The sequence below is a fragment of the Bradyrhizobium sp. UFLA05-89 genome (assembly GCF_059803475.1).
The window spans coordinates 12,241-37,176 of the sequence record NZ_JBANBA010000059.1 but is presented as its reverse complement, the minus strand read 5'-3'; the positions used below and the strand labels follow the sequence as shown (position 1 = coordinate 37,176).

Sequence of the window (24,936 nt, the reverse complement as noted above, 5' to 3'; positions counted from 1 at the left end):
GCGAACGCGACCCTCCGGGTCTGGATCATGCTCTCGCCCGCTACTGGCGTAGCGAGCCGATATAGGCGGCAATGTCGCCGGCCTCGATTCGGCTCAATGGAAAGTTTGGCATCTTCGGATGCGGATCGAGCAGGAAGAAGGCCAGCTTCTCCGGCGTGAAGTCGGGCCTGCGCGCGATGGCGGCAAAGGCGGGGACGTCGGCGCTTGCCTGTTTCTGTTCACTCGTCACGACGTGGCAGCTCGCGCACCAGCGCTTGGCAAGGTCGGCGCCGTGATCGGCATCGGCGGCGAAAGCCGTCGATCCGGACAGGCCGCTTGCGATGATCAGAGTGGAAAGCCGTCTGACAGGCGCGCGCATGAGGCGTCCTTGAACTATTTGTCCGGTGTTCGTGCTCAACCGCAGCACGATCCGGGGAATTGCGAGAGATCGATGCGGACGATGATCGACCGGATCAGCCTGCGGGTGGAGCGGAAGAGGCGGCGAAGGAAGGCCGGCGCAGCCGCCGCGGGCAGCCTTAGACTTTCTGTGGAGTGCGACATCTGGGCTTCCTCGACGCTCAAGGTTCGCCTTGTCGCGTATTCGGGGGCGTACCGCCTTGATCTGCCGCAAGCCGGCTTGGCCGGGGTGTGGCCGTCGACTGACGAGCGGGCCTAGTAGTCGCCGGGGTTCATGATCATCGGGCTCGTCGTATCGGCCGGCGCGAGCTCGCTGCTGGAACTGCTGCGCAGGAACTGATCCAGCGTAGCCTGGATCTTCTCCTTCACCGAATCCGGGCCGCGGTCGCTCAGCTCGGTATGCTGCGCGCCGGTATTGATGATGTCGATGCCGCGCAATTTCGCCTGCTCGGGCGTTGGCAGAACGCCGGGATCGGTGACGAACTTCGGGTCCTTGGAGCGGAATGACAGGATCTTGAGGTGATCGTTGAGCACGAAGGGCACCCGCAGATTGTCGAGCGTGATCACCTTGGACACCAGCTCAGGATGCTGATGGGCGACATACATGGAGACGTCGCCGCCGTTGGAATGACCGACGAGCGTGATGTGATCGTATTCCGCGTTCTCCTGCTGCTTCTTCAGTTCGTTCAGGACGAACAGGATGTTGGCCTCGCAGCGCATGTAAACGCCCTTTCGACCGACATAGGGCTGACCGACCTTGGTCATCAGGGGCGGATCGGTCGGCAGATCCTGCTGGATGCTGGCCACGAGATATCCGCGCGCAGCGAGCACGTTGGCGAGGAACGAGTACTCGGTCGCCTTGACCGTGTTGCCGTTGCTGATGACTGCGAGTGGAAGCTTCCAGAGGCCGAGATTGGCCTTGGTCTCGTAGTCGCGACGCACGGCGACGTCGACCGAGACCGGCCGCTGGCGCGCGGCGTCGAACAGATTGAGCGTCTCGTGGCGGATCGCGAGCTTGCTCACGGCGAAATACTCGCCCGCAGCAAGAACCCAAAGGAACGCCAGAATCGCAAAAGCCCTTTTCATCGTTTCATCCCGATCACTTTTCGCAGAGGTAGTGATGGGGAACTCACGGATCGATCGATTGTGAGGGCGGGACGGGATTAAATTTAGGCAAGCTTGACCGCACGCAAACGAAGGCGGGGAACTATAGGCAGTTTGCCTTGCCCCGCTCCGGGCAGAGTCTGAAGGCGTTCGATAGCGTGAACAGGAACCGCGCGTTCCGCCGCTCATTGTCGGGCGCGCGGTAGCTGAGCGGAACAGCGACGGCAAGATCAGCCCGCAAATCCTCCGACAGGAACAGACGTATGCCGGCGCCGGCGGATGTCAGCGACAGCCCCTCGCTCGGCTGATAGCCGTCGTTCCACACCACGCCGGCATCGGCAAAGCCATAGATCTGGTAGCCGGTCCAGTAGCGGAAGTTGACCGTCTGGTCGAAGCGGAGCTCGAACGATCCGGCAAGCCCGTTGTCGCCGCTGATTTCGGCGGCGCCATAGCCACGGCCGAAGGCGGCGCCGCCGAGATAGAATTGCTGCGACGTGAACAGCGGCCGGGATGCGGTCTGGCTCGCGCCTGAAAGCTTGATTGACCACGCGTCGGTGAGAGTCTGATAGCGCGTGAACCAGGCGTTCAACACCGAGAAGTTCGCCGCGGCGCCGTCGCGCGACAGCAGGTCATCGCTCCAGTGCGAGGCGCCGAAGATGTCGAGCCCCTGGCGATAGGTCAGCGTCAGATAGTTGGTGCCGCCGAAGCGGTCCTGCAGCCGGTAATCCGAGGTCAGGCTCGCGGTCCTGATATGGTCATTGTACCACGGCCCAAACATATCGTGTTCCGATACGTTGCTGAAGGTAAAGGCCGAGGTGAGGGTGAGCGAAGATGCCTGCGACTGAAGCGGGACGACGCTTGCCCGTAGTTCGAAGGCTTCCGTCGTCGTGATGTCGCGGTCGAGGCGACGGGCATCGCCCGGCCGCACCGCGCTGTACAGGATAGAGGCGCCGAGCCGCACGCCGTCGACACCAACCGGCGCGTCATAGGACAATCGCCCGAAGCCAAGTTGACGCGGATCGTTTGCGATCGTCGACAGGTTGACCGCCAACGTGTCGCCGGGCGCGAGGTAAGAGTTGAAGGCTCCGGTCGCATAGGTCTGCCACGGTCCGACCGATGCCGATCCAAGATTGTCCAGGCCGAACGATGTGAAGATGTGCCAGGTCTTCAGGAAGACGGTGAGGCGGAAACGGCCGCTCGCGGTACCGATCTCCTCGAGCGCAGTATCGGCGATCCGCACGCCCGGCCATCCGTTGATCAGATAAAGCTGGCGTTCAAGCGTGGCGAGGCGCGAAGGATGTTCGGCGAGGACCGGATCCAGCATCGGACGGACGCCGAACTGCTCGGCGCCATCGCCTTTCAAGTCGGTCTCGACGATGGAGCCTTCGATCACCTGAATCCGGACGCGTCCATCCTGGATGTCCTGCGGTGGGATGATAGCCCGGCTCAGATGGAAACCGTTGGAGCGATAGAGATCGCTGATCGCGCCAGCGATCGCCGCGAGGTCCGCCTGCGAGATCTGCTTTCCAAGATACGGTTGCCAGGTGCTGGCGATGCGGTCACGCTGAATGCTGTCCTCGCCAACGATGCTGACGCCGCGAAGCACGAATTGCGGCCGGGCATCGGCGCCGAGGTCGGGTCGGCCGAGACTCGGTAGTCTTACGGGGGTGCGGCCGCGGGAGTCCTGATCGGATTGTCTGTCGAAATATTTTTCGGTCTGTCGAGGATCGAAGCCCGGCTGGTTCGCCTGCTGCGCGAGAGCTTGCGGAATTGCCGCAAAAGTCGGCACAAGCAGGCCCATTGCGGTAACAAAATGTCTCCACCGGCCTCTCCATCGGGACCGATCTCCGTAGTTCAACTGAGTCGTTCCCCGGGCATGGTAAGAGATCGTTAGGCGCATGATTTTTCATAGTTTTTTATGGTCAACGATTGGTTAACGGGGCCATGGATCTTGCCGCGACTCCGGCTAATCCTATCTTGAGACATCTCCGATAAACCTCAGGCCGGCTCTTCGGCGGACTGAGGACTCATATGCTCGGCAAAGATGGAATGCGGCGCACCCTCCTGGCTGCGTTCGTACTGGGATTTGCTTCCAACGCCTTTGCCGCGGATGGCGGTGTCTGGTCGGTCAGCAAGGCGTCGGGCGAGGTCTGGATCGCGACCGACGGCGTCCAGCAGGTCTCGCTCAAGCAGGAAGAGACGCTGAAGCCTGGCGATACCATTCGGACCGGGCGTAATGGTCGCGTGCTTCTGGTGCGCGGCGAAGAGACAATCCTGATCTCACCGAATTCCGTCGTCGGTCTGCCGACGGAGCAGAAGGACGGACTTTCGACCACCATCGTGCAGCAGGCGGGCTCGATCCTGCTCGAAGTCGAAAAGCGCAACGTCAAGCATTTCGAAGTCGAGACGCCCTATCTCGCCGCCGTGGTCAAGGGCACGCAGTTCAGCGTCACGGTGAACGCCGACAGCACCAAGGTCGGCGTCGTCCGCGGGCAGGTCGAGGTCTCCGATTTCCGCACCGGTCAAATCGCCCGGGTGATGCCAGGCCAGGCTGCGACGGCCTTCGAGCATGACAAGCCTGGCCTCAACCTGAGCGGCTCCGGCACCTTCAATCCGATCGAGCAGGGCAAGCCGCGCGCTTCGACCATCGAGCGAGTGCCGGTGCCGAAATCGGGCCTGCCGGCCCCGCGCAACGCCGCGAACGGCCACACCTTCCACGCTCTCGCGCACATCGAGAGGGGCAAGGCAGCCGGAGCGGCTTCCAAACCCCAGAATTCGGCGAGCGGGTCTTATGTCAAGTCGGGCGTGGTCCGCATCTCAGGCGCGCTTGGCGAGGTGAAGCTGAATTTCAGCAAGGTGACGCACGGGCTCGCGCGCGGATCGGTTACAACTGCCGCCGTCAGAAGTGCGTCAAGCTCCAGCACCGACACCGTCTGGAGTGACAGCAGGACGAGCACGACGACGGTCTCCAACAGCGCCGGCCAGACGGCGGTGACGACAAGCAGCAGCGGCGCGAGCAGCAGCACGAGCTCCTCGAGCACGACCACGACCACGACGACGACCGCGACAACCGCAGGTTCGTCGAGTGATAACTCCAGCAGTGGAAACTCCGGTAACGGGAACGGAAATTCCGGCAACGGCAATTCCGGCAATGGTAACGGAAACAGCGGTGCCACCGGAAACGGTAAAGGCAACAACGGCAACGGCAACGGGAATGGCGGGGGCAACGGCAGTAACGGCAATGCCAACGGCCACAAGCACTGAGGCCATTCCGTAGGGGATCAAGGGGGCGCATCCGGATCGAGCCGGATGCGGGGGACTAAGTGAAACGCTATCGACCGCATATTCTGGTTGTGGCTGCGCTTGCCGTCGTGCTGTCCACGGGATGGCACGGCGCGCTGCGCAGTGCGCTCACCGATTTGCGCTTCGCCTGGCAATCGCGCGCGGCGAGCGGCGATATTGTGGTGGTTGCGATCGATGCCGCATCGATCGACCGGATCGGCGTCTGGCCGTGGCCGCGGCAGCTACATGCCGAACTCCTGCGCAAGCTCGAAAGCGCCGGTGTTCGCGACGTCGCCTTCGACGTCGATTTCAGCACACCGTCCGATCCTGCATCCGACCAAGCTTTCGTCGAGGCGCTGAAGGACGTCGGCGGTTCGACGATCCTGCCGTCCTTCAAGCAGCCGGCACCGAACAGCGGCAGCAGTGGGATCCACATCAACCGTCCTCTGACGCCATTCGGCGAACAGTCGTGGCCGGCCGTCGTCAATGTTACCGTGGAGCCCGACGGGCTGGTTCGACGCTATCCTTTCGGCGAGAGGCTCGGCGAAGAGTTCGTGCCTTCGATGGCGGCGGTGTTGGCGGGGCAATATGCCAACCGGAGCTCGCCGTTCCTGATCGATTTCTCGATCCGTGCGGCATCAATTCCGCGCGTCTCCTTTGCCGACGTGCTGCGCGGCGACGCCACGACGCTTGTCAAGCTGAGGGACAAGAAGGTGCTCGTCGGGGCCACCGCCCTCGAGCTTGGCGACCGCTTCAGCGTACCCAACGGCAATGTCGCATCCGGTCCCGTGCTACAGGCGCTGGCGGCGGAATCGATCCTTCAGCATCGCACGCTGCGCTCGACCTCCGATACCGGCATGATCCTGGGCCTCGGTGCCCTGGCCTTGCTCATGATGTTCTCCTGGCGCCGGCTTGGTCCGGGCGTTCGGGTCGTGATCCTCGTTGCGGCGGCGGCGGCAGTCGAGCTCGTCGCTGCCCTCGTGCAGCTGAAATGGCCGCTCGTCATCGACACGTCGCTGTTCCACATCGCGACCATCGCCTATCTCACGGCGATCGCGCTCGACGAGATCGATTTCCGCAGCCTGCTCGGTCGCATCGCCGAGAGCCGCTTCCACCGCATCGCGATGTCGCTTGGCGACGGCCTGATCTGCACCGACGAAAATCACATGATCACGGTGTGGAACCCCGGCGCGAGCGCGATCTTCGGCTACATGCCAGCGGAAATGATCGGCCGCCCCTTCGAGGCGCTCTGCGCAGCGTCGATCGACGGAGCGGGCAAGCGTTTCTCGATGCGAGACGCTGCACGTCAGGCTTTGCTGGTCCCGGGCGGGGCCGTCGTCGTCGAGTTTGAGGGACGGCGCAGGAACGGCGAGGTATTTCCGGTCGAGGCCAGCTTCTCGGGCTGGCAAGGCACAGACGGTTTCCAATATGGCGCGATCCTGCGCGATATCTCGGTCCGCAAGCGCGAGGCCGAACGTGTGAAATATCTCGCCGAGTACGACTCGCTCACCGGCCTTGGCAACCGCAACACCTTGCATGCGGCGCTCGTCGACCTGGTCGCGACGGCGAAACGGCAGTCGCACGAGATCGCGCTCCTGGTGCTGGGGCTCGACGGCTTCCAGCAGATCAACGATGTGTTCGGTCATGCGGCCGGTGATCTCGTGCTCAAGGCAGTCGCCGCGCGGCTGCGGACCGAGGCCGGAGACAATGCGATGGTCGCGCGGCTCAGCGGCGACGAGTTCGCGATCGCGATCGACTGTGTCGAGGCCAATGAGCCGATCGCGGTGTTCACCGAGCGCGTGACACGCGCATTCGAGCTGCCGCTCGTGGCCGGCGCGCGCCAGCACCGCGTCAGGATCAGCGTCGGGGTCGCGGTCTATCCGGACGGCGGGCAGAACGCCGACGACCTCCTGAGCAACGGCCATCTCGCACTCTACCGGGCGAAGACGACCCACCGCGGCGGCTGCGTGATCTTCGAGAGCACCATCAGAGAGGAGCTCGAGAGCAGGCTGACGCTGGAGAGCGAGCTCGCGCAGGCCGCGGACCGCAACGAATTCGAGCTGTTCTACCAGCCTCAGGTTCGTCTGGTCGACGGCGCGCTCCTCGGCGCGGAAGCGCTGATCCGGTGGCGTCATCCGTCGCGCGGCTACGTCTCGCCGGCGGAATTCATGCCTGTCGTCAATACGTCGGCGCTCTCGGAACGGATCGCCAGCTGGGTGATGGAGACGGCCTGCAAACAGGCGCGGGCGTGGGAGCTCGCCGGCAACAACGTCCGTGTCGCGATCAATCTGTCGCCGTCGCAGCTTCATTCCGGCGATCTCGCGCATTCGGTTGGCGAATTGCTCGCCGCCACCGGCCTCTCGCCTTCGCTGCTCGAGCTCGAGGTGACCGAGGATATCCTTCTCCTCGACGAGGCGCGGGTGCTCGACATGTTCAAGCGGATCCAGGAGCTCGGTGTCCGCGTTTTGTTCGACGATTTCGGCACGGGTTACGCGAGCTTGAGCTATCTGAAGAAGTTTCCGCTCGACGGGCTCAAGATCGACCGCTCCTTCGTGCTCGATCTGCTCGCCGATTCCGACGACGCGGCGATCGTCAGCTCGACCGTCGGACTGAGCAAGCAGCTTGGCCTCTCCGTGATCGCCGAAGGCATCGAGAACCGCGCCACGGCCGACTTCCTGGTCAGCATGGGATGCGAGGAAGGGCAGGGCTATTTCTTCGGCCGCCCGATGCCGGCCGAAGCATTTGGGCGTCAGTTTCTGACGGCGCAGCCGATCCAGGAAGCCGTCGGCGCCGCCTGAGTGCGACGCGCGGCGGTACAGACAATCCCGGCAGAATCAGTATCATCAGTCTCGTGCGACATGCCCGTCGTTTCGAGGCTCATCGAGATCGTGACGGATTATCAGCCGGAGCTGGCCAAGGGAGCACTTCTGCACAGACAGAAGGGCCACCGCGATCTGCGATTGGACGTCTGCCGCGGATTGGCGCTGTGGTTCATCTTCATCGATCACATCCCGGACAATTCGCTGGCATGGTTGACGCTGCGCAATTACGGCTTCAGCGACACCACCGAGGTGTTCGTCTTCGTCTCCGGTTACACCTGCATGCTGGCCTATGGCGGCGGCCTGCCGGAGCAGGGGTGGCTCACGGTGATCGTCCGGGCGCTGCGGCGCAGTTTCGAGATCTACTGCGCGTTCCTGCTGCTGTTTGGGGCCTATGTCGCACTGGTGTGGCTCGTCGGCGGTGGCGAGCGCTACGTCGATGAAACCAACACGGGCTTCTTCTTCAAGGACCCCGGCGCGGCGCTCGTGCATGCGGCGATGCTGCAATATACGCCCGTCAATACCGACATCCTGCCGACCTTCGTGCTGCTGCACCTCGCATTTCCGCTACTGCTGTGGCTCCTCATCCGCATCCCCACGACAACGCTGGCCGCTTCGTTCCTCGTGTACCTGATGGTCCAGCTCCGGAGCTGGCACGTGCCGGCCTGGCCGACGGGTGAGCTCTACTTCAATCCGTTCGCATTCCAGCTCCTGTTCGTGTTCGGCGCCTGGTATGCGGGCGGCGGCGGTAACATGATCAGACCGCTGGTGCAGTCGCCGGTAACTCTGGTGCTCGCGCTGTTCTATCTGCTGTTCAGCCTGGTCATCGCCTTGAGCTGGCAGTTCGATGTGCTGACACGACTGATCCCGGACGACGTCTCGGAATGGATCTATCCGATCTACAAGAGCCACCTGGCGCCGGTGCGCCTGTTGCACTTCCTCGCGCTGGCCGTCGTGGTTTCGCGGTTCACGTTGCGGAAGGAACGCCGACCGGTGCCGCCGCTTGCGATCGCGATGATCCGCTGTGGCGAGAACTCGCTTTCGATGTATTGCCTGGGAGTCCTGCTGTCCTTTGTCGGTCAGGTCTTCCTCAGCGATGTTTCCGGCGGTTTGGTCGCGCAACTCTGGGTCAGCGTTGCCGGAATCGCGGTGATGATCGTCGCCGCCACACTGGCGACATGGGAGGCGCAGCTCGATCGGCGCGGACCGAAACTGTTCTGACGTTAGCGCCGGCGCGCAATCGCGACGCCGAACAGGAACGCGACGAAAAGGCTCGCCAGCGGAGCCTCGCGGGTGATCGCGGCAACCGTCGAAAGCGGCTTGCCGGGCCTTCGCGCCTCTTGGATGGCCGCGGTGAGGCGATCGACTGCGGCATGCAGGCCGCCGGCGACCTCGCCGATCGTGCGGGAGACGTCGGTTGCGGCATCGACGGCGCGCTCGGCTAGGCCTGGCTGCGAAACTGGTTCCGGTATGTCCACGCTCAAGGCTTGAGGCCTCCACAGCCGCGAAATGACAGGGACCGGCACCTTTGGCTATCCTCGCGAGCGCTCGTTTTGAACAGCGGGTCCGAAGACCTTTGGCTATCCGCGACTGGCGCCGTCTTGACGGCGGGTGCCGGCCTGCACTGGAAATGCGGTGGGCGAGGTTTGGTTCCAGCGGTGTCGGCCCGCGACAGCATCAGCCCCGGGAAACGACGGACGCGAATCTCTGTTAGGCTGACGCCTCAGCGCAGACCTGATCAGGGAGATGGTCGTGACCGATCGCACAACATCGGATCGAACCAGGCGCATTGCGCTGCTCGGCGCTCCCATCGACATGGGGGCTTCGCAGCGCGGGACGCTGATGGGTCCTGCGGCCTTGCGGACCGCCGGCCTTGCGACCTTGCTGGAAAATCTCGACTTCGAGGTCGTCGATCATGGCGACCTTTCGGTCGCCGGCATTCCCGATTCCAGCGACGAGCCGCCCCAGAATGCCAATCACTACCGCGAGATCCAGCGCTGGACACGGGTCGTGAGCCATCGCGCCTACGAGGTCGCGAAGACCGGCGCGATCCCGATCTTTCTCGGCGGCGATCACACGCTGTCGATGGGCTCGGTCAATGCCATGGCGCGTCACTGGCAAGAGCGGGGGCGCAAACTGTTCGTGCTCTGGCTCGACGCGCATGCCGACTACAACACCCCGGCGACGACGATCACGGCGAATATGCATGGCATGTCCGCAGCGTTCTTGTGCGGCGAGCCCGGTCTCAATGGGCTGCTCGGCAAGGAGTCGCGGGCCTCGATCGATCCCGGCCAGCTCGAGCTGTTCGGCACGCGCTCGATCGACAAGCTCGAGAAGGAGTTGATGCGCACGCGGCGCATCCGCGTCGCCGACATGCGCCAGATCGACGAGTTCGGGGTCGCCGTCCTGATCCGGCGCTTCATCGAGCGGGTGAAGGAGAGCGACGGCGTGCTGCACGTCAGCTTCGACGTCGATTTTCTCGACCCCTGCGTGGCCCCTGGCGTCGGTACCACGGTGCCGGGAGGGGCGACCTATCGCGAGGCGCATCTCATCATGGAGCTGCTGCACGATTCCGGCCTGGTCCGGTCGGTCGACATCGTCGAGCTCAATCCGTTCCTGGACGAGCGCGGGCGCACCGCGCGGACGGCGGTCGAGCTTATCGGGAGCCTGTTCGGTCAGCAGATCGCGGACCGCCCGACGCCGAGCAACGCGATCTCGCCGGGTGAGTAGAGCCGATCAGATCGTTCATGCGCTGCGGCACCGGGAAGGAACTCCTCCGCTCGAGTGTGGATTTAGATCAGCCGTCGCGACGATCGCCTGATTTTGAAACGCACGCGAATTGCCAAGGCGCTCGGAAGGCGATTTCATGCGGTTGACCACGAGGGCCCGCAATGACCAAGACACAAACGACTGCCGGCATCGACGCGGCCACGCGCCGTCGTTTCCTCAGGTCTGGCGGCGCGGCACTCAGTGGAGTCGTTCTCGGCAGCGGGGCCGCCAAAGCGGACAATCTGCCGCCCGACATTCCCGAATGGATGAAGGTGCCAGGCGAGCCGATGGGCAGTCAGCCCTATGGGACGCCGTCGCCGTTCGAGAAGAACGTCGTCAAGAACATCTCGAAAAGCCTCAAACAGTATTTATCCGCGTCGAGCCGGACGCCGCTGCAGGAGCTCGACGGCATCATCACGCCGAGCGGGCTATTCTACGAGCGCCATCATGGCGGCGTGCCGACGATCGATCCGGCGCAGCATCGCTTGATGCTTCATGGCCTGGTGGAACGTCCCCTGATCTTCACCATGGACGACCTGCGGCGCTTTCCGTCGCAATCGCGCATCCACTTCCTGGAATGCTCGGGCAATCCCGGCTTCACGAAGCCTTACGGCAAGACCGCCTCTGACCTCGTAGGCCTGGTGAGTTGTGCCGAGTGGACCGGCGTGAACCTGAAACTGGTGCTCGAGGAAGCCGGCCTCAAGCCCGAAGCCAAATGGGTCGTGGCCGAAGGCGCCGACGCCGCCGCGCTGACGCGCAGCATCCCGATCGAGAAATGCCTCGACGACGCCATGCTGGTCTACAGCCAGAACGGCGAGCGGCTGCGGCCGCAGCAAGGCTATCCGCTGCGGCTCTTCCTGCCCGGTTTCGAGGGCAACATGAGCGTGAAATGGCTGCGGCGCCTGCACGTGACGTCGGAGCCCACCTATTCGCGCGAGGAGACCTCGAAATACACCGACCTGCTGCCTGACGGCACCGCGCGCGAGTTCTCCTTCTACATGGAGGCCAAGTCGATCATCACGCGCCCCTCCGGCGGACAGCGCCTCGACGCGCCCGGCTTTCACGAGATCACCGGCATTGCCTGGAGCGGGCATGGCAAGATCGCCCGCGTCGAGGTGTCCGCCGATGACGGCAAGAGCTGGCAGTCAGCGCAATTGCAGGAGCCGGTCCTGACGCGCGCGTTGACGCGCTTCCGCTTTCCCTGGCGGTGGGAAGGCAAGGCCGCCGTGATCCAGAGCCGCGCCATCGACGAGACCGGCTACGTCCAGCCGACGCTTGCCGAGCTGCTGGCCGTGCGCGGCGAAAACTATTTCTACCACAACAACGCGATCTGGCCCTGGCGCATCGCAGAGAGCGGCGAGGTGACCAATGCGCTGGCGTGAAGCTTACGGCATCGCCGTCGCGGTCATGCTGTGGGCGTGGACGAGCGGCGTCTTTGCGCAAAGTCCTTACGGCATCGGACGGCCGGCATCGCCCGCGGAGATCGCAGGCTGGAACATCGACATCGGACGCGACGGCAGCAATCTGCCGGAGGGGCGCGGCACGGTCAGTCGGGGAGGCGAGGTGTTCGCTCAGCAATGCGCGTCCTGCCATGGCGACAAAGGCGAGGGCGGTTTGGGCGATCGGCTGGTCGGCGGGCAGGGGACGATCGGCACGGCGAGGCCGATCCGCACCGTCGGCAGCTACTGGCCTTACGCAACGACGCTGTTCGACTACATCCGCCGCGCCATGCCGCAGAACGCACCGCAATCTCTCAGCACTGACGACGTCTATGCGGTGTCGGCCTACATCCTCAGCCTGAATGGACTGGTGGCCGCGGATGCGACGCTCGACGCCAAGGCGCTCACCGCGATCAAGATGCCGAACCGCGACAAGTTCGTCGGTGACGCGCGTCCCGACGTGAAGTGAGCTTCCGCGACAATCGCTGGGTTCCGAAGGAACCGCGCCGTTTGAGACGGAACCACGCGCGACCTCATTGAATTAACCCATGAGAGGAAACAGCCCAGAGTGTTCGATGGCAACAAGCTTCACGAACTCCCTTGCTATTGCGCTTCGCCATCCCGGCGTGATCGCGCTGATCGTCGCCGGCGTTACCATTGCCGCGATGCTGCTTGTCGACCATGGCCCGTGGAGCCGGGCCAAGACGCAGTCGGCGCAGGTCGCGATGTATCACACCACGGGTGAAGCCGCGCGTGCCGCGGGCGCCATGGTGCTGCCGACCGATCCGAAATCTCCGATCGAGCCGGTGCGTCCGGGGCCGAAGGCATCCCCGGCCGTCAACCCCATAACGCCGTAGTCCTTCAGCTCTTGCGGCCGTAGCTGAGCAGCCCGCCGTGGGTCTTCGGCGGGTGCGCGGCAAGCGCCTCCTCGTTCGGCTCGGTGCCCCAGCCCGGGCGGTTCGGAATGACGAGATGGCCGTTCGCGATCTCCGGCTCATGCGTGAAGAGCTCGCGGTCCCACGCCAGGCGGTCGATGTCGATCTCCATGATGCGCAGGTTCGGCATGGCGGCGCAGAAATGCGCGTTCATCATCGAGCAGAGATGGCCGTAGAAATTATGCGGCGCGACGTTGACCTCGAAGGCTTCGGCGACTGAAGCGATCTTCATCGACTGCCAGACGCCGTTCCAGGGCGTGTCGACGATCGCGACGTCCATGGCCTGCTCGCGGAAATAGGGCAAAAATTCGCGCAGCCCCAGGAGCGTTTCGCAGGACGAGATCGGGTGCGGGCTCTGCCTGCGGATATAGCCGAGCGCTTCCGGATTGAAGCTGTCGATCTCGACCCAGAACATGTCGATGTCCGCGATCGCGCGCAGGATCTTCAAATAACCTTCGGTCTTGGCGTTGAAGTTGCAGTCGAGCAGGATCTCGACGTCAGGACCGGCGCCGTCGCGGATCGCCTCCAGATGCATGTGCAGGTCGCGCAGGATTTTGCGATCGACATTGATCTCGGGCAGGAACGGCGAGCCGAAGCCGGGGCGCCAGCCGGTCGGCTTGCCCTCGTCATAGGAGAAGATGTTGGTCTTGAGCGCGGTGAATTTCTTCTCGCGCACCTCGCGGCCCATCGCCTTGACGCCGTCGAGGCTTTCGATCGGCGGCTTGTACCAGGAGGGATGATTGATCCGCCACGTCGCGCAATGCGACCAGTACACGCGGACGCGATCGCGGATCTTGCCGCCGAGGAGCTCGTAGCAGGGCACGCCGAGACATTTGGCCTTGGCGTCGAGCAGCGCGTTCTCGATCGCACCCAGCGCCTGCGCCACGACGCCGCCGGCGGCCGGCCGCGTCGCTGCGAACAGCTCGGCATGGATGCGCTCGTGCTGGAAGACGTTTTGCCCGATGACGCGGCTCGACAGGCGCTGGATCGCGGCGCCCACACCGGGCGAGCCAAAGCCTTCGTCGAACTCGCTCCAGCCGACGATGCCGTCTTCCGTCGTCAGCTTGACGAAATGGTAGTTTCGCCAGCCGGCATCGCAGGCGAGGATTTCGATGGCAGTGGCTTTGGATGATGTCGTCATGTCGCTCCCCGGCGGCTGCTTGATGAGCCTTGTTGATCTCCGCGCAAACGCTTCGCGTTTGTCGCGCTTGATTTGGCGATGCGGCGACCCGGCTTTCGCACGACGCCCGCAGAACCTGTTCGTCTTACCGCGTCATAAGACCCTCATGGTGAGGAGCGCGGAGCGCGTCTCGAACCATGAAGGCCCGGATCTCGCCCGCGGCCATCCTTCGAGACGCGCGTCCCGCGCTCCTCAGGATGACGAAAGCAGTGTTTGTCACGCAATAGAATTAGGCTAAGGCGCGAGCCCCGAGAAGCGATGGAGGCGCGCAGGGCTTATGCAGCAGCGTTGTTTTGCAGCGCGAAATGGCTGCCGGAAAGGCTGGGGATAGCCATGATCTTTCCGGAGATCGCCGCGAAATCGCGCCGGCTTCTTTCCGTTTTGGCCACAATCGCACCCCCACCATCAGCCCCATGCAAGCCTTGGCCGTTATCTCGATTCTGGCGCTGCTCACCTTGGGCGGGGCAGCCATTTCCGACCAGATTCTCACGGCCGATCAGCAAATCGTGCAGAGGGTTCAGTAAAGCGTTTTCCAGCGAAGTGGCGACCGGTTCGCGAAAGAAAACGCGTCAAAACTAGAATCTAGAGCTCAGTTCCGATTCAATCGGAACGGAGCTCTAGGGCGCACGGCTAGGGAAGGCGCATTGTCTTGGGGGACGACGCGATGCTTTCGGTAGACCAGTTTCTGAGATTGATCAGCGTGCCGGCAGTGTTCGTGGCCTTCATCATCGCGTCGCAGGTTTCGGCGGCCCTCACCTCGAACTGAGCCGCACGCCCAGAGCGCGATGAGATCAGGGGGAATCGTCATCGCGCTTCAGGTTGTCATTTCAGCATGATCTTTTCGGAAAACCGCTTCACACTTTTCCGGATCACGCTCAACCGACGACGGACGAGCCGAGCAGGGCGACGACCGCGAGCGCCATCAGCGCCGTGCCGAGCCAGCCGAGCGCGATCAGCCATGTCCGCGCCCTGAACTGGCCCATGACGCCGGCGTTCGAGACGATCAGCATCATCATCACCATGATGGGGACGGCGACGATGCCGTTGAGCACGGCGCTCCACACCAGCATGTGGATGGAATCGATGCCGGTGAAGCCGAGCGAGAAGCCGATGACGGTCGCGGCCGCGATGATCGTGTAGAAGCCGACGGCTTCATCCGGCTTCGCCTCCAGCGTGGCGCGCCAGCCGAAGATTTCCGCAACGCCATAGGCCGCCGAGCCCGCCAGCACCGGGATCGCCAGCAGGCCCGTGCCGATGATGCCGAGCGCGAACAGCAGGAAGGTGAAATCGCCGGCGAGCGGCCGCAGCGCTTCGGCGGCCTCCGTCGCCGAATTGATTTTGGTCACGCCATTGGCGTGCAGCACGGACGCTGTGGTCAGGATGATGAAGAAGGCGATGCCGTTCGAGAGCAGCATGCCGAGCGTGGTGTCGGCCCTGATGCGCGTCAGCTCGGGATCGCCCGCGCGCGGCGCCTTCGCCAGCGGCTGGCGGTTTTTGTGGTTCATCTCCTCGACCTCCTGAGAGGCCTGCCAGAAGAAGAGATAGGGGCTGATGGTGGTGCCGAGCACGGCGACCACCATCAGGAAATAATCGGCGCTGACATTGGCCTGCGGCCAGACCGCCGCCAGCAGCGCCGTGCTCCAGGGGATGTTCACGGTGAAGGCGGTCGCGACATAGGCGAACAGCGACAGCGTCAGGAATTTCAGCACCGGCGTGTAGCGGCGATAGGGCACGAAGATCTGCAGCAGGGTCGAGGACGCCGCGAAGATCAGCGCGTGCTCGTGGTTCAGCCCGCCGATGACCAGCGAGAGCGCCTCCGCCATCGCGGCGATGTCGGCGGCGATGTTGAACGTGTTCGCGGCAACCAGCATGGCGACCAGCGCCAGCACCAGCCAGCGCGGCACGATCTTCATGACGTTGGCCGCCAGCCCCTTGCCGGTGACCCGGCCGATCCGCGCGCTGACGAGCTGGATCGCGATCATGAACGGCAGGGTGAGAAACACCGTCCAGAGCAGGCCATAGCCGAACTGCGCGCCGGCCTGCGAATAGGTGGCGATGCCCGACGGATCGTCGTCGGCCGCCCCCGTGATCAGACCGGGCCCCAGCCGCTTTAGCACCATCCGGAAGGATTTTGGCGGTGCGGGAAGGATGGGGGCGGTCATGAACAGCGGGGTCTCGCGTCGGCTGGCTTTTTCCCAATTCTCCCGGCTAACTCGGGGCAAGGATCAAAAGTTCCCGCGGGTCAGTTCGACCCGCGTTTCGGATTGTCCGCATTTGCGGTTGACACGTCGGGCAAATCACCTGTAAACAGGCATCATCGCAGAAATCGTCGGAGCTCGCGCCGTTCACCGGTCGCGGGCTTTGTTGTTGAGGCGAGGGCGGAGATTGCGGACTAGCGGACGCTGACGAACATTCCCCAGGCGGCCGCGAGACCTGCTCCGGTGAGAACGTAGATCGGATTGTCACAGAACGCGCTGCCATAGGTACACATGGTGGCGCCGAACGAGCCGATCTCGTGATGGCTCGCGGAATAGAACAGGCCCGACAAGCCAAGCAGTGCAGCGGCGACGTAGTACATCGATCTCCTCCTCGATGGATTTCAAACGTCGGGCCGCCGCTCAACGCTTGATCCTTCAGTCACTCGACAAGATTGGAGGCGATAGTGGCGTGAAGAAGTTTCATTCCGCCAAATTCGGTTTCGTGCATTTTAGATAAAGTTTGATAGGTCTGTGATAGGCTTCTGATTAAGCGAAGTTGCACTTGACGCGTCGGGCAAATCACCTCTATAGTGGCATCATCGAAAGAGTTTGCATCAACCCGCGCGGAGAATTCCGCTGCGGGTTTTTTCGTCATGATGCCGCTCACGTCAGACGAGATAGCTCAGAGGGGGAGAGCATCGTTTCGGACACGGCCGACAACAGGATATCTGCGAATAACTTCATCAGGACGGGCTACCGGCTTTATGAGCCGGAGGTGCCTTGGGGTGGCGCAATACGCTTTACTGGCGAAAATGGCTGAACGGGGTTTAGGGGCCATCATGCTTCCGTGAAGCGGAATGCGCCGCGCAAAGCACGGACGGCAGGCCATCGTTCGCTACGTTGAAACGGCCCGGCAGCTTGACGCTGCCGGGCCGTTTTTGCGTTTTGAGAGACGCCGGCGATCCGCGGCATCATTGCTTTATGATCGCAAGCGGGCAGGGGACTTGCCCGTGCCGTGAGGCGGGCTTTAAAGTTGCTATTCGGCGGGCACAAGCCGATGTAGGGAGCGAGCGCGCATGATCGATCAGCCGCAACTGCCGGAGCGTCCACCGCGCGCCGGGAACGGACCTACGGCACTTGGCGGACTGCTGGTCATCGATTTCACGCGCGTGGTCGCGGGGCCCGCCTGTACGCAGACGCTTGGCGATTTCGGCGCCACCATCATCAAGATCGAGAATCCCGACGGCGGCGACGATACGCGGGCCTATGAGCACGCCGAGATCGGAGGCGAGAGCGCCGCCTTCCTCAGCCTCAATCGCAACAAGCGTGGCATCGCGCTGGATCTTGCGGTGCCGGCCGCGCGCGACGTGGCGCGCGAGCTGATCCGCAAGGCGGACGTGGTCGTCGAGAATTTCTCGGGCGGCGTCATGAAGAAGTTCGGCCTCGATTATGTATCGGTCGCGCCGACCAACCCGCGGCTGGTTTATTGCTCGATCTCTGCCTATGGCCGCACCGGGCCGTTTGCTTCGCGGCCCGGCTTTGATCCTATCACCCAGGCCGAGAGCGGCTTCATGTCGCTGAACGGCTTCCCTGATGGCCCGCCGGTTCGGACTGGTCCGCCGATCGTCGACATGGCGACAGGGATGGCCGCCGGCAACGCTATCCTCCTTGCGCTGCTGGCCCGGGAGAAGCTGGGCCGCGGGCAGCACGTTGAAGTCGCGCTGTTTGATATTGCGATGGCCATGACCGGCTTCTATGGCATGGCTTATCTCATCAACGGCCACAATCCCGGACGATTCGGCAATTCGCCGAGCGGTTCTCCCACCGTCGGAGTCTACGAGGCGTCTGACGGACCGCTCTATATGGCTTGCGCCAATGACAGGCTTTACCGGCGTCTTGTCGTCGAGGTGCTTGATCGACCTGAGCTGATCACCGATCCCCGCTTTACCACGCGGAAAGCACGCTCCGAAAACAAGGAGAGGCTGCGCGCCGCCATTGCCGAGGTGTTTGCAGGCGATCGCCTCGAGAACTGGATGATGAAGATGAAACAGGCCAATATCCCGGTTGGCTATCTTCGCACTGTCGAGGAAGGCTTCAATGCACCCGAGGCGCGAGAGCGGCAACGGCTGAATAAGATCCCGCACCCCACGGCGGGCTGGGTGCCTAACATCGAATCTCCGGTGTCCATGAATCTCACGCCCGCCGTTGAGCCCGTCGCGGCGCCGCTGTTGGGTGAGCACACCAGGGACGTCTTGCGCGAGACGCTTGGCTATGACGAGCGATGGCTCGCCGAGCTTGCGGAGAGCGGAGCCTTCGGAGCCGGCCGGCGACCGGGGGTACCCGTTCCCTGAACCTTGCCTAGGGCCGGAAGCGTTGGCGAATGGAAGGGAGTGACGATGAACATCGAACTCTACGGTTTCTGGCGATCGATCGCGTCCTTTCGCGTGCGGGTGGCGCTGAAGCTCAAGGCTTTGCCGTTCAGGGAAATCCCCATCGACATCATGTCGGGCGAGCAGTTCACGCCTGACTATGATGCCGTGAACACGGAGCGTGTCGTGCCGACTTTGGTGCACGACGGATACCGGGTGTTTCAATCGCTCGCGATCATCGAGTATCTCGACGATGTCAGTCACGGGCCGAGGTTGTTGCCAACCGATCCGGCCGATCGCGCATATGCGCGGTCGCTGGCTCTGGTGACGGTCGCGGACGCCCATCCGCTGGTGACGCCGCGTGTGCGCAATCACCTCGTAAAGGCATTCGGGGCAGATGGTGACGCGGTCACAGGATGGGCCGAGCATTGGGCGCGCGAGGCGTTGGCGACCTATGAGCGGCTCCTGGCAAGACGATCGCCGGCTCCGTTCGCCTTAGGCGCCATGCCCGGGATAGCTGATATCTGCATTGCGGGGCAGGTTGTGGGAGCCCATTTCCTCAAATTGAATATGGCGCCGTTTCCGACCGTGACCCGGCTCGCGGAGCGCTGTTTCGCGTTGCCGGCGTTTGCAATATCTCATCCGTTCGAGCAACCCGGGTACAAAACCGAATCCGGTCGCTGACATTGCATCGTCTTGATTTGGCGGGCTTCCGGCCGCATAACAGTTGCGGAAACGAAGGATACGAATGGTGGCCGGCAATCCCATCTCAGGTGCGGCCCAGCCGGAGGCTGAGACCGGTGAGCGTGCCTATGCCGCGATGATCGCGCGCGCGAGGGCGCTCGTTCCACAATTGCGCCAGCGCGCGGCGCGGACGGAGGAGCTTCGACGCCTTCCGCCCGAGACCGAACAGGACCTTCATGACGCCGGCCTATTCAGGATTCTTCAGCCCAGGCGTTTCGGCGGATCGGAGCTCGATTACGTTGCGCTGATCGATTGTGCCGACCTGTTGGGGCAGGCAGACGCTTCAGTGGCCTGGAATTTTGCCAATCTGGCGAGCCACCATTGGATGCTCGGCATGTTCGAAGAGAAGGCCCAGACTTTGGTCTGGGGCCGCGATGCCAATACCCTGATCGCTTCGTCGTTCATTTTCCCGGCCGGTCGTGCCCGGAAGACCGATGGCGGTTATCGGTTGCACGGAAGCTGGCCATTCTCGTCGGGCGTGGCGTCCTGCGAATGGAACATGCTTGCGAGCGTGGTCTACTCCGATGATGAGGCCGATGGCATCGAATATCGCATCTTCTTGCTTCCCAGGCAGGACTACAAGATCCTCGACACGTGGAACGCGGCGGGACTGCGGGGCACCGGTTCGAGTGACGTGGAAGTCAGGGATGCCTTTGTTCCCGACTACATGACGGTCGCCGTCGGCAATCTGGCCGGAGGTCCGACGCCCGGGAGCGCGGTCAATCCCAATCAGCTCTATGCGCTTCCGGTATTTTCCTTGTTTCCGTACGTTCTGTCCGGCGTCGCGCTCGGAAATGCTCAGGCGTGCCTGGACGACTACGTCGAGGTCGTTCGCCACCGCATATCGACCTACAACCGCGCCAAGCTGAGCGATTTCCAGAGCACGCAGATCAAGATTGCCGATGCCTCGGCGAAGGTCGACGCCGCGCGCTTGATCATGCGCTCTGCCTGTGCGCTTGCCATGGAAGATGCGCGGCGTTGCCACGTTCCGAGCATGGCAGCCAAGACCAAGTACCGACGCGACGGCGCATTCTCGGTCAATCTGTGTACCGAGGCGGTGTCGATGCTGTTTGCCGCCAGCGGTGCGCGGGGATTGTTCACGAGCGGCGTCTTGCAGCGGCAATTCCGCGATGCTCATGCCATCAACTCGCACCTTGCGTTCAATTTCGATGCAGCCGGGACCAACTACGGCCGTGTCGCGCTCGGCCTGCCGTCCGAGAACTTGACGCTGTGAGGCCGGCTGATGACTGATTTGCCCAAGCAGCCGCCGGCCGCAGACCCAGCGAACGAACTGGCGAGCGACAACTCGCCGATCGATCCGCGCGATTTTCGCACTGCCCTTGGCACCTATGCGACGGGGGTGACCATCATTACCGCCGCGGGTCCGGACGGCAAACCCTACGGTCTGACGTGCAATTCATTCGCTTCGGTATCTCTCAATCCGCCGCTCGTGCTCTGGAGTCTCGTGGTCTATTCGTCGAGCCTGACCGTGTTTCAGAATGCCAGCCATTTCGCAGTCAACGTGCTCGGCGCCTCACAGCAGGCACTTGCGAACACGTTCGCAAAATCCTCGGACGACAAGTTCACCGGCGTTGACTGGAGTCCCGGGCTCGGGAATGCGCCGGTGCTTGCCGAAGGTGTTGCCAACTTTCAATGCCGATCGGTCAATCGATATTATGGCGGCGACCACGTGATCTTTCTTGGAGCCGTCGAGGCCTATTCCTACAATCGAAACGAGCCGCTGCTTTTTGCGCGCGGGAGCTACGGGCATTTTTTGGCGGACGATGATCGCCAGAAGCCGTCGTAAGACGGACCGGTTCGGCGTTTCCGCGTTCAAGCCGATTCAGCCTTTCGGTGCGGAGAGCTGGTAGATCTCCAGCGCATCGGCATCCGCCCCGCGGCTCGCGCTGGCAAGTCTGAACAGCTGCCCCGCGAGCGAAGCCATCGGAACGGGCGTCGAGGTGGCGTGGGCGACATCGGCGACGGTGTCGAGATCCTTCAGCATAGTCGCGATGTGGCCGAGCGGCGGGGAATGAATGCCCCGAACCATCCGTGGGACGAAGAGCTGGAGGGGAATGGAATCGGCAAAGCCTCCGGCGAGCGCTTCCGGAAGTCGTCCTGCGTCGATCCCTGCATTCACCGCAAGACGCGTTGCTTCGGCAAGGACGGCCATCGCGCAGCCAACGATCACCTGGTTGCAGAGCTTGGTCGTCTGGCCGGCGCCGATCGGGCCCATGTGTGTGAGTCTGCGCGCCATTGCAAGGACGTACGGCCGCACCCTCTCGACGTCGGCGGGATCTCCGCCAGCCATGACCGCTAGCGTGCCTTCCTCTGCTCCTTTTGTGCCGCCCGAGACCGGCGCGTCAATCCAGCCCGTGCCGTTTGCCGCCTTGAGCCGCGCGGCAATGTCGCGCGCGGCATCCGGATGGATGGATGAGAAGTCGACGACGAGCTTTCCCGCGCCTGGAACCGTGAAAAGTCCTTCAGGGCCGAAGATCACTTCCTCGACTGCCGCGGCATCCGTCAGGCACATGAAAACGACGCTGGCACTGGTCAAAACGTCGCGGGGGCTGGTTGAGCGCTTCGCGCCGGCTTCGACGAGGGCCGCCGCCTTCGCGGCCGAACGGTTCCAAATCGCTACCTCGTAACCAGCCGCGAGCAGTCGCCGGGTCATGGGGGCACCCATCAATCCGAGGCCCAGATAGCCGAGCTTCTCGGCGGTGTGCGGCGTCGCGCCGGGGGATTCGGCCATGGGTCGCTTCCTTCTGAGCAATGCTGGTTGAATGTGGCCCTAGCATACACGGGAGCCGATCGGGAAATCGCGTCGGTGCGCATGGCTTGCCTGACTGTTTGAACCATGAAACATTTGGCTCCTGGTCGGGTTGGGTGGCGCCGGTCGGCGTCGAAGCAGCGGAGCGGCATGATGCGGACGGTTTCAAAGTGGGTCCTGGCATTTGGGACGGTGGCGGCGATCGCCGCGAGCACGGGCTCATCGCGGGCGCAGCAGACGATCCGCGTCGGCTGGACCATTCCGGCTGAGGAATCCAAATATTGGATGATGCGGCGGCCGGCGGAATTTCCCGATCTCGGCAAGACCTATAATATCGAGTGGACGCAATTCCAGGGCACCGCGCCCATGACGCAGGCACTGGCCGCCGGCGCGCTCGACTGCGCCACGCAGGCGCCCTTGTCCCTGTCCAACGGCGTGGTCGGCGGCAATCTCAAGGCCTACATCGTCGCTCAGCACGTGTTCGAGAAGCCGGGCGGATTTTCGGTCTATTGGGCGGTGATGGACGACTCGCCGATCAAGACGATCGCCGATCTCAAGGGCAAGACGGTCGGCATTTCGGTGATCGGCGGTGGCACGCAGGGACCGTTCAACATGCTGCTCAAGCAGAATGGCATCGATCCCGCAAAGGACATCAAGCTCGTCGAGGTCGGCTTTGCGGTCTCCGAAGACGCATTGCGGCAGGGCCGGGTCGACGCCGTCAACATGAACCAGCCATTTGCCGCGCGTGCGGAAGCAAAGGGTGGCACGCGCAAGCTGTTTTCGCTGTCGCAGGCCATGCCGAACATCGTGCATATCCTTGAAGCCTGCCGCGCCGATTTCGTCGACAAGAACCCGGAACTGGTGAAGGCCTATGTGCGCGACATCACCTCCGGCATGAAGAAAGCGCTGGCGAACCGCGAAGAAACGCTGAAGGTGGTATCTGAAGTACTCAAGGCGCCGATCCCGGTTCTCGACACCTACTTGTTGAAGGACAATGATTTCGGGCGAGATCCGGGCGCTGCACCGAACTTCCCGGCGATCCAGAAGATGCTGGATATCTACGCCGAAACCGGAATGCTGCCGAAACTGGATGTCGCGCAGTTCAAGCATCCGACCATCGTTGCGCCATTGCAATAAGCAGCTCGGCGAATAGCCGGAACGATTTGCGGCGTCCCAATATTGGGTGGGACGTCGAATGTAGATGATACCGACATGAACAAGCTGCGCTCCCGGATAACGACTGACGGCCTCGACCGCGCGCCGCATCGCGCATTCATGCGCGCGATGGGGCTGGACGACGCGGCTCTCGCCAAGCCGATGGTCGGCGTCGTCAGCATGAAGGGTGAGCAGACGCCCTGCAACATGACGCATGATTTCCAGGTCGAGGCGGCCAAAGCGGGCATCGAGGAAGCCGGCGGAACACCTCGCGAGTTCACGACGATCTCGGTGTCCGACGGCATCAGCATGAATCACGAGGGAATGAAGTTCTCGCTGTTTTCGCGCGAGCTGATCGCCGACTCCATCGAAGCCGTCGTTCACGGCCTTGCCTACGACGCATTGATCGGCTTCGGCGGCTGCGACAAGACGCTTCCCGGCGTGATGATGGGCATGATCCGCTGCAATGTGCCGTCGATCTTCATCTACGGCGGCAGTGCATTGCCGGGCCGACTGGAAGGACGAACGCTGACCGTCCTCGATTCCTATGAGGCGGTCGGCGGCTTCATGACCGGCGAGATCGATGGTCCAACACTCGAAAAGATCGAGCGAAGCTGCTTGCCGACCATCGGCGCGTGCGCCGGACAATTCACCGCAAACACCATGGCGATGGTTTCGGAGGCGATGGGCCTCACCATCCCCAATTGTTCGATGATTCCCGGTGTCTATCCGGAACGCGCGCAGGTCTCGCGCCGTGCGGGCCGGCTCGTCATGGAAATGCTCGAGCGCGGCGGGCCATTGCCGCGTGATATCGTGACACGGAAGGCGCTGGAAAATGGTGCCGCAATTGTCGCGGCCACCGGTGGCTCGACGAATGCGGCCTTGCACCTGCCGGCAATAGCGAACGAGGCCGGGATTTCCTTCACCATCGATGACGTTGGCGAGGTTTTTGCCCGTACCCCGCTGATTGGAAATCTGCGTCCCGGCGGCAAGTACACCGCCAAGGATGTTTACGATATCGGCGGAGCCGCCGTGGTGATCCGTGAACTCGTTCAGAGCGGGCATATCGATGGAAGCGCCCTGATGATTACCGGTCGTACACTCGCCGAGGACTATGGCAGCGCCAACGCGCCGGATGGCGAAGTAATTTATTCGGCCGGCACACCCATTATGAGCGATGGAGGCGTTGCAGTGCTGAAGGGCAGTCTCTGCCCGGATGGTGCCGTGATCAAGGTTGCTGGACTGAAGAGCCTGTCCTTTGAAGGGCCCGCACGTGTCTTCGAAGACGAAGAGGCATGTGTCGAAGCCGTGCGTAACCGCAACTACACCTCGGGTGAGGTCCTGGTGATCCGCAATGAAGGACCAGTTGGCGGCCCCGGCATGCGCGAGATGCTCGGCGTCACGGCGCTGATCTATGGCCAGGGTATGGGCGAGAAGGTCGCCCTGATCACCGATGGGCGTTTTTCCGGCGCGACACGTGGCATGTGTATCGGCTACGTTTCTCCTGAAGCCTTCATCGGAGGCCCGTTGGCGCTCGTGCGCGACGGCGATAGAATTCGGATCGACGCCGGCGGCCGTCGCATGGACCTTTTGGTCGACGAACAGGAGCTCGCAACGCGCCGGCGCAACTGGAAACCGCGGCCACCGCGCCACCGCGCCGGCGCCCTTGCGAAATATGCGCGTCTGGTTGGGCAGGCTCCGGGCGGAGCGGTCACACACGAAGGACCGGCGGAATGGCCGTGGTTCAAGTGATCGACTCGCGCGCTAGGGCGGCAT

The 24,936-nt window shown here is 63.0% G+C and carries 24 protein-coding genes; 15 read left to right on the top strand and 9 right to left on the bottom strand.

What is annotated here, in order from left to right; genetic code table 11:
* Positions 1-40: 40 nt before the first annotated feature.
* On the bottom strand, positions 41-358 hold the full coding sequence (locus SO139_RS26790) for a c-type cytochrome (protein ID WP_449382070.1): 318 nt from the start codon (positions 356-358) through the stop codon (positions 41-43).
* Between the two features lie 72 nt (positions 359-430).
* Between SO139_RS26790 and SO139_RS26785 the strand changes: the two genes are divergently transcribed.
* Positions 431-655 carry a hypothetical protein gene (locus SO139_RS26785; RefSeq protein ID WP_449382071.1) on the top strand — a complete coding sequence of 75 codons (225 nt, stop codon included), beginning with the start codon at positions 431-433 and terminating at the stop codon, positions 653-655.
* On the opposite strand, the gene SO139_RS26780 is transcribed toward SO139_RS26785, so the two are convergent.
* On the bottom strand, positions 652-1,482 hold the full coding sequence (locus tag SO139_RS26780; protein WP_498540942.1) for an alpha/beta fold hydrolase: 831 nt from the start codon (positions 1,480-1,482) through the stop codon (positions 652-654). The two genes, SO139_RS26785 and SO139_RS26780, sit on opposite strands and share 4 nt — an antisense overlap.
* A gap of 121 nt (positions 1,483-1,603) precedes the next feature.
* Complete coding sequence (locus tag SO139_RS26775) at positions 1,604-3,400, bottom strand: ShlB/FhaC/HecB family hemolysin secretion/activation protein (protein ID WP_498540941.1); 1,797 nt, start codon at positions 3,398-3,400, stop codon at positions 1,604-1,606.
* A gap of 131 nt (positions 3,401-3,531) precedes the next feature.
* Between SO139_RS26775 and SO139_RS26770 the strand changes: the two genes are divergently transcribed.
* From SO139_RS26770 to SO139_RS26760, 3 genes are read left to right on the top strand one after another with little or no spacing between them, the layout of a single operon-like run.
* The gene (locus tag SO139_RS26770) at positions 3,532-4,764 is read left to right on the top strand and encodes a FecR family protein (protein WP_498540940.1); all 1,233 of its coding nucleotides are present in this window, start codon (positions 3,532-3,534) and stop codon (positions 4,762-4,764) included.
* Positions 4,765-4,823: 59 nt separating this feature from the next.
* Entirely contained in the window at positions 4,824-7,580 is a 2,757-nt protein-coding gene (locus tag SO139_RS26765) for an EAL domain-containing protein (protein ID WP_498540939.1), read from the top strand.
* Between the two features lie 60 nt (positions 7,581-7,640).
* The gene (locus SO139_RS26760; protein ID WP_449382076.1) at positions 7,641-8,822 is read left to right on the top strand and encodes an OpgC domain-containing protein; all 1,182 of its coding nucleotides are present in this window, start codon (positions 7,641-7,643) and stop codon (positions 8,820-8,822) included.
* A 2-nt stretch (positions 8,823-8,824) separates the two neighbouring features.
* On the opposite strand, the gene SO139_RS26755 is transcribed toward SO139_RS26760, so the two are convergent.
* Positions 8,825-9,085, bottom strand: a complete 261-nt coding sequence (locus SO139_RS26755) for a hypothetical protein (protein ID WP_449382077.1) — start codon at positions 9,083-9,085, stop codon at positions 8,825-8,827.
* A gap of 268 nt (positions 9,086-9,353) precedes the next feature.
* On the opposite strand from SO139_RS26755, the gene rocF reads away from it, so the two are divergent.
* From rocF to SO139_RS26735, 4 genes are all read left to right on the top strand, one after another.
* Positions 9,354-10,331, top strand: a complete 978-nt coding sequence (gene rocF, locus SO139_RS26750; protein WP_498540938.1) for an arginase — start codon at positions 9,354-9,356, stop codon at positions 10,329-10,331.
* Between the two features lie 161 nt (positions 10,332-10,492).
* The gene (gene soxC / locus SO139_RS26745) at positions 10,493-11,752 is read left to right on the top strand and encodes a sulfite dehydrogenase (RefSeq protein WP_498540937.1); all 1,260 of its coding nucleotides are present in this window, start codon (positions 10,493-10,495) and stop codon (positions 11,750-11,752) included.
* Entirely contained in the window at positions 11,739-12,278 is a 540-nt protein-coding gene (locus tag SO139_RS26740) for a c-type cytochrome (RefSeq protein WP_498540936.1), read from the top strand. Before soxC ends, SO139_RS26740 begins: the two co-directional genes overlap by 14 nt.
* A gap of 106 nt (positions 12,279-12,384) precedes the next feature.
* Entirely contained in the window at positions 12,385-12,666 is a 282-nt protein-coding gene (locus SO139_RS26735) for a hypothetical protein (protein ID WP_449382081.1), read from the top strand.
* A 4-nt stretch (positions 12,667-12,670) separates the two neighbouring features.
* Here the strand turns inward: SO139_RS26735 and SO139_RS26730 are convergent, their stop codons facing one another.
* The gene (locus SO139_RS26730) at positions 12,671-13,885 is read right to left on the bottom strand and encodes a mandelate racemase/muconate lactonizing enzyme family protein (RefSeq protein ID WP_498540935.1); all 1,215 of its coding nucleotides are present in this window, start codon (positions 13,883-13,885) and stop codon (positions 12,671-12,673) included.
* A gap of 344 nt (positions 13,886-14,229) precedes the next feature.
* On the opposite strand from SO139_RS26730, the gene SO139_RS26725 reads away from it, so the two are divergent.
* Positions 14,230-14,448 (top strand): hypothetical protein, encoded by a 219-nt coding sequence (locus SO139_RS26725; protein ID WP_498540934.1) that lies wholly within the window; start codon positions 14,230-14,232, stop codon positions 14,446-14,448.
* Between the two features lie 351 nt (positions 14,449-14,799).
* On the opposite strand, the gene SO139_RS26720 is transcribed toward SO139_RS26725, so the two are convergent.
* The 3 genes from SO139_RS26720 to SO139_RS26710 all read right to left on the bottom strand — a co-directional run bounded on the left by SO139_RS26720 (position 14,800) and on the right by SO139_RS26710 (position 16,777).
* The gene (locus SO139_RS26720) at positions 14,800-16,086 is read right to left on the bottom strand and encodes an NRAMP family divalent metal transporter (RefSeq protein ID WP_498540933.1); all 1,287 of its coding nucleotides are present in this window, start codon (positions 16,084-16,086) and stop codon (positions 14,800-14,802) included.
* A 230-nt stretch (positions 16,087-16,316) separates the two neighbouring features.
* Complete coding sequence (locus tag SO139_RS26715; RefSeq protein WP_449382085.1) at positions 16,317-16,502, bottom strand: hypothetical protein; 186 nt, start codon at positions 16,500-16,502, stop codon at positions 16,317-16,319.
* A 59-nt stretch (positions 16,503-16,561) separates the two neighbouring features.
* On the bottom strand, positions 16,562-16,777 hold the full coding sequence (locus tag SO139_RS26710; RefSeq protein WP_498540932.1) for a hypothetical protein: 216 nt from the start codon (positions 16,775-16,777) through the stop codon (positions 16,562-16,564).
* A 421-nt stretch (positions 16,778-17,198) separates the two neighbouring features.
* On the opposite strand from SO139_RS26710, the gene SO139_RS26705 reads away from it, so the two are divergent.
* The 4 genes from SO139_RS26705 to SO139_RS26690 all read left to right on the top strand — a co-directional run bounded on the left by SO139_RS26705 (position 17,199) and on the right by SO139_RS26690 (position 21,042).
* A complete protein-coding gene (locus SO139_RS26705) occupies positions 17,199-18,473 on the top strand; it encodes a CaiB/BaiF CoA transferase family protein (RefSeq protein WP_498540931.1) in 1,275 nt (424 codons plus the stop codon).
* Positions 18,474-18,518: 45 nt separating this feature from the next.
* A complete protein-coding gene (maiA, locus tag SO139_RS26700) occupies positions 18,519-19,175 on the top strand; it encodes a maleylacetoacetate isomerase (protein WP_498540930.1) in 657 nt (218 codons plus the stop codon).
* A gap of 64 nt (positions 19,176-19,239) precedes the next feature.
* Complete coding sequence (locus SO139_RS26695; protein WP_498540929.1) at positions 19,240-20,469, top strand: acyl-CoA dehydrogenase family protein; 1,230 nt, start codon at positions 19,240-19,242, stop codon at positions 20,467-20,469.
* A gap of 9 nt (positions 20,470-20,478) precedes the next feature.
* Entirely contained in the window at positions 20,479-21,042 is a 564-nt protein-coding gene (locus SO139_RS26690; RefSeq protein ID WP_498540928.1) for a flavin reductase family protein, read from the top strand.
* A gap of 36 nt (positions 21,043-21,078) precedes the next feature.
* Here the strand turns inward: SO139_RS26690 and SO139_RS26685 are convergent, their stop codons facing one another.
* The gene (locus tag SO139_RS26685; RefSeq protein WP_449382090.1) at positions 21,079-21,987 is read right to left on the bottom strand and encodes an NAD(P)-dependent oxidoreductase; all 909 of its coding nucleotides are present in this window, start codon (positions 21,985-21,987) and stop codon (positions 21,079-21,081) included.
* Between the two features lie 171 nt (positions 21,988-22,158).
* Here SO139_RS26685 and SO139_RS26680 point away from each other — a divergent pair, with 171 nt between their 5' ends.
* The gene (locus SO139_RS26680) at positions 22,159-23,142 is read left to right on the top strand and encodes an ABC transporter substrate-binding protein (RefSeq protein WP_449382091.1); all 984 of its coding nucleotides are present in this window, start codon (positions 22,159-22,161) and stop codon (positions 23,140-23,142) included.
* Between the two features lie 75 nt (positions 23,143-23,217).
* Positions 23,218-24,912 carry a dihydroxy-acid dehydratase gene (gene ilvD, locus SO139_RS26675; protein ID WP_498540927.1) on the top strand — a complete coding sequence of 565 codons (1,695 nt, stop codon included), beginning with the start codon at positions 23,218-23,220 and terminating at the stop codon, positions 24,910-24,912.
* Positions 24,913-24,936 lie beyond the last annotated feature (24 nt).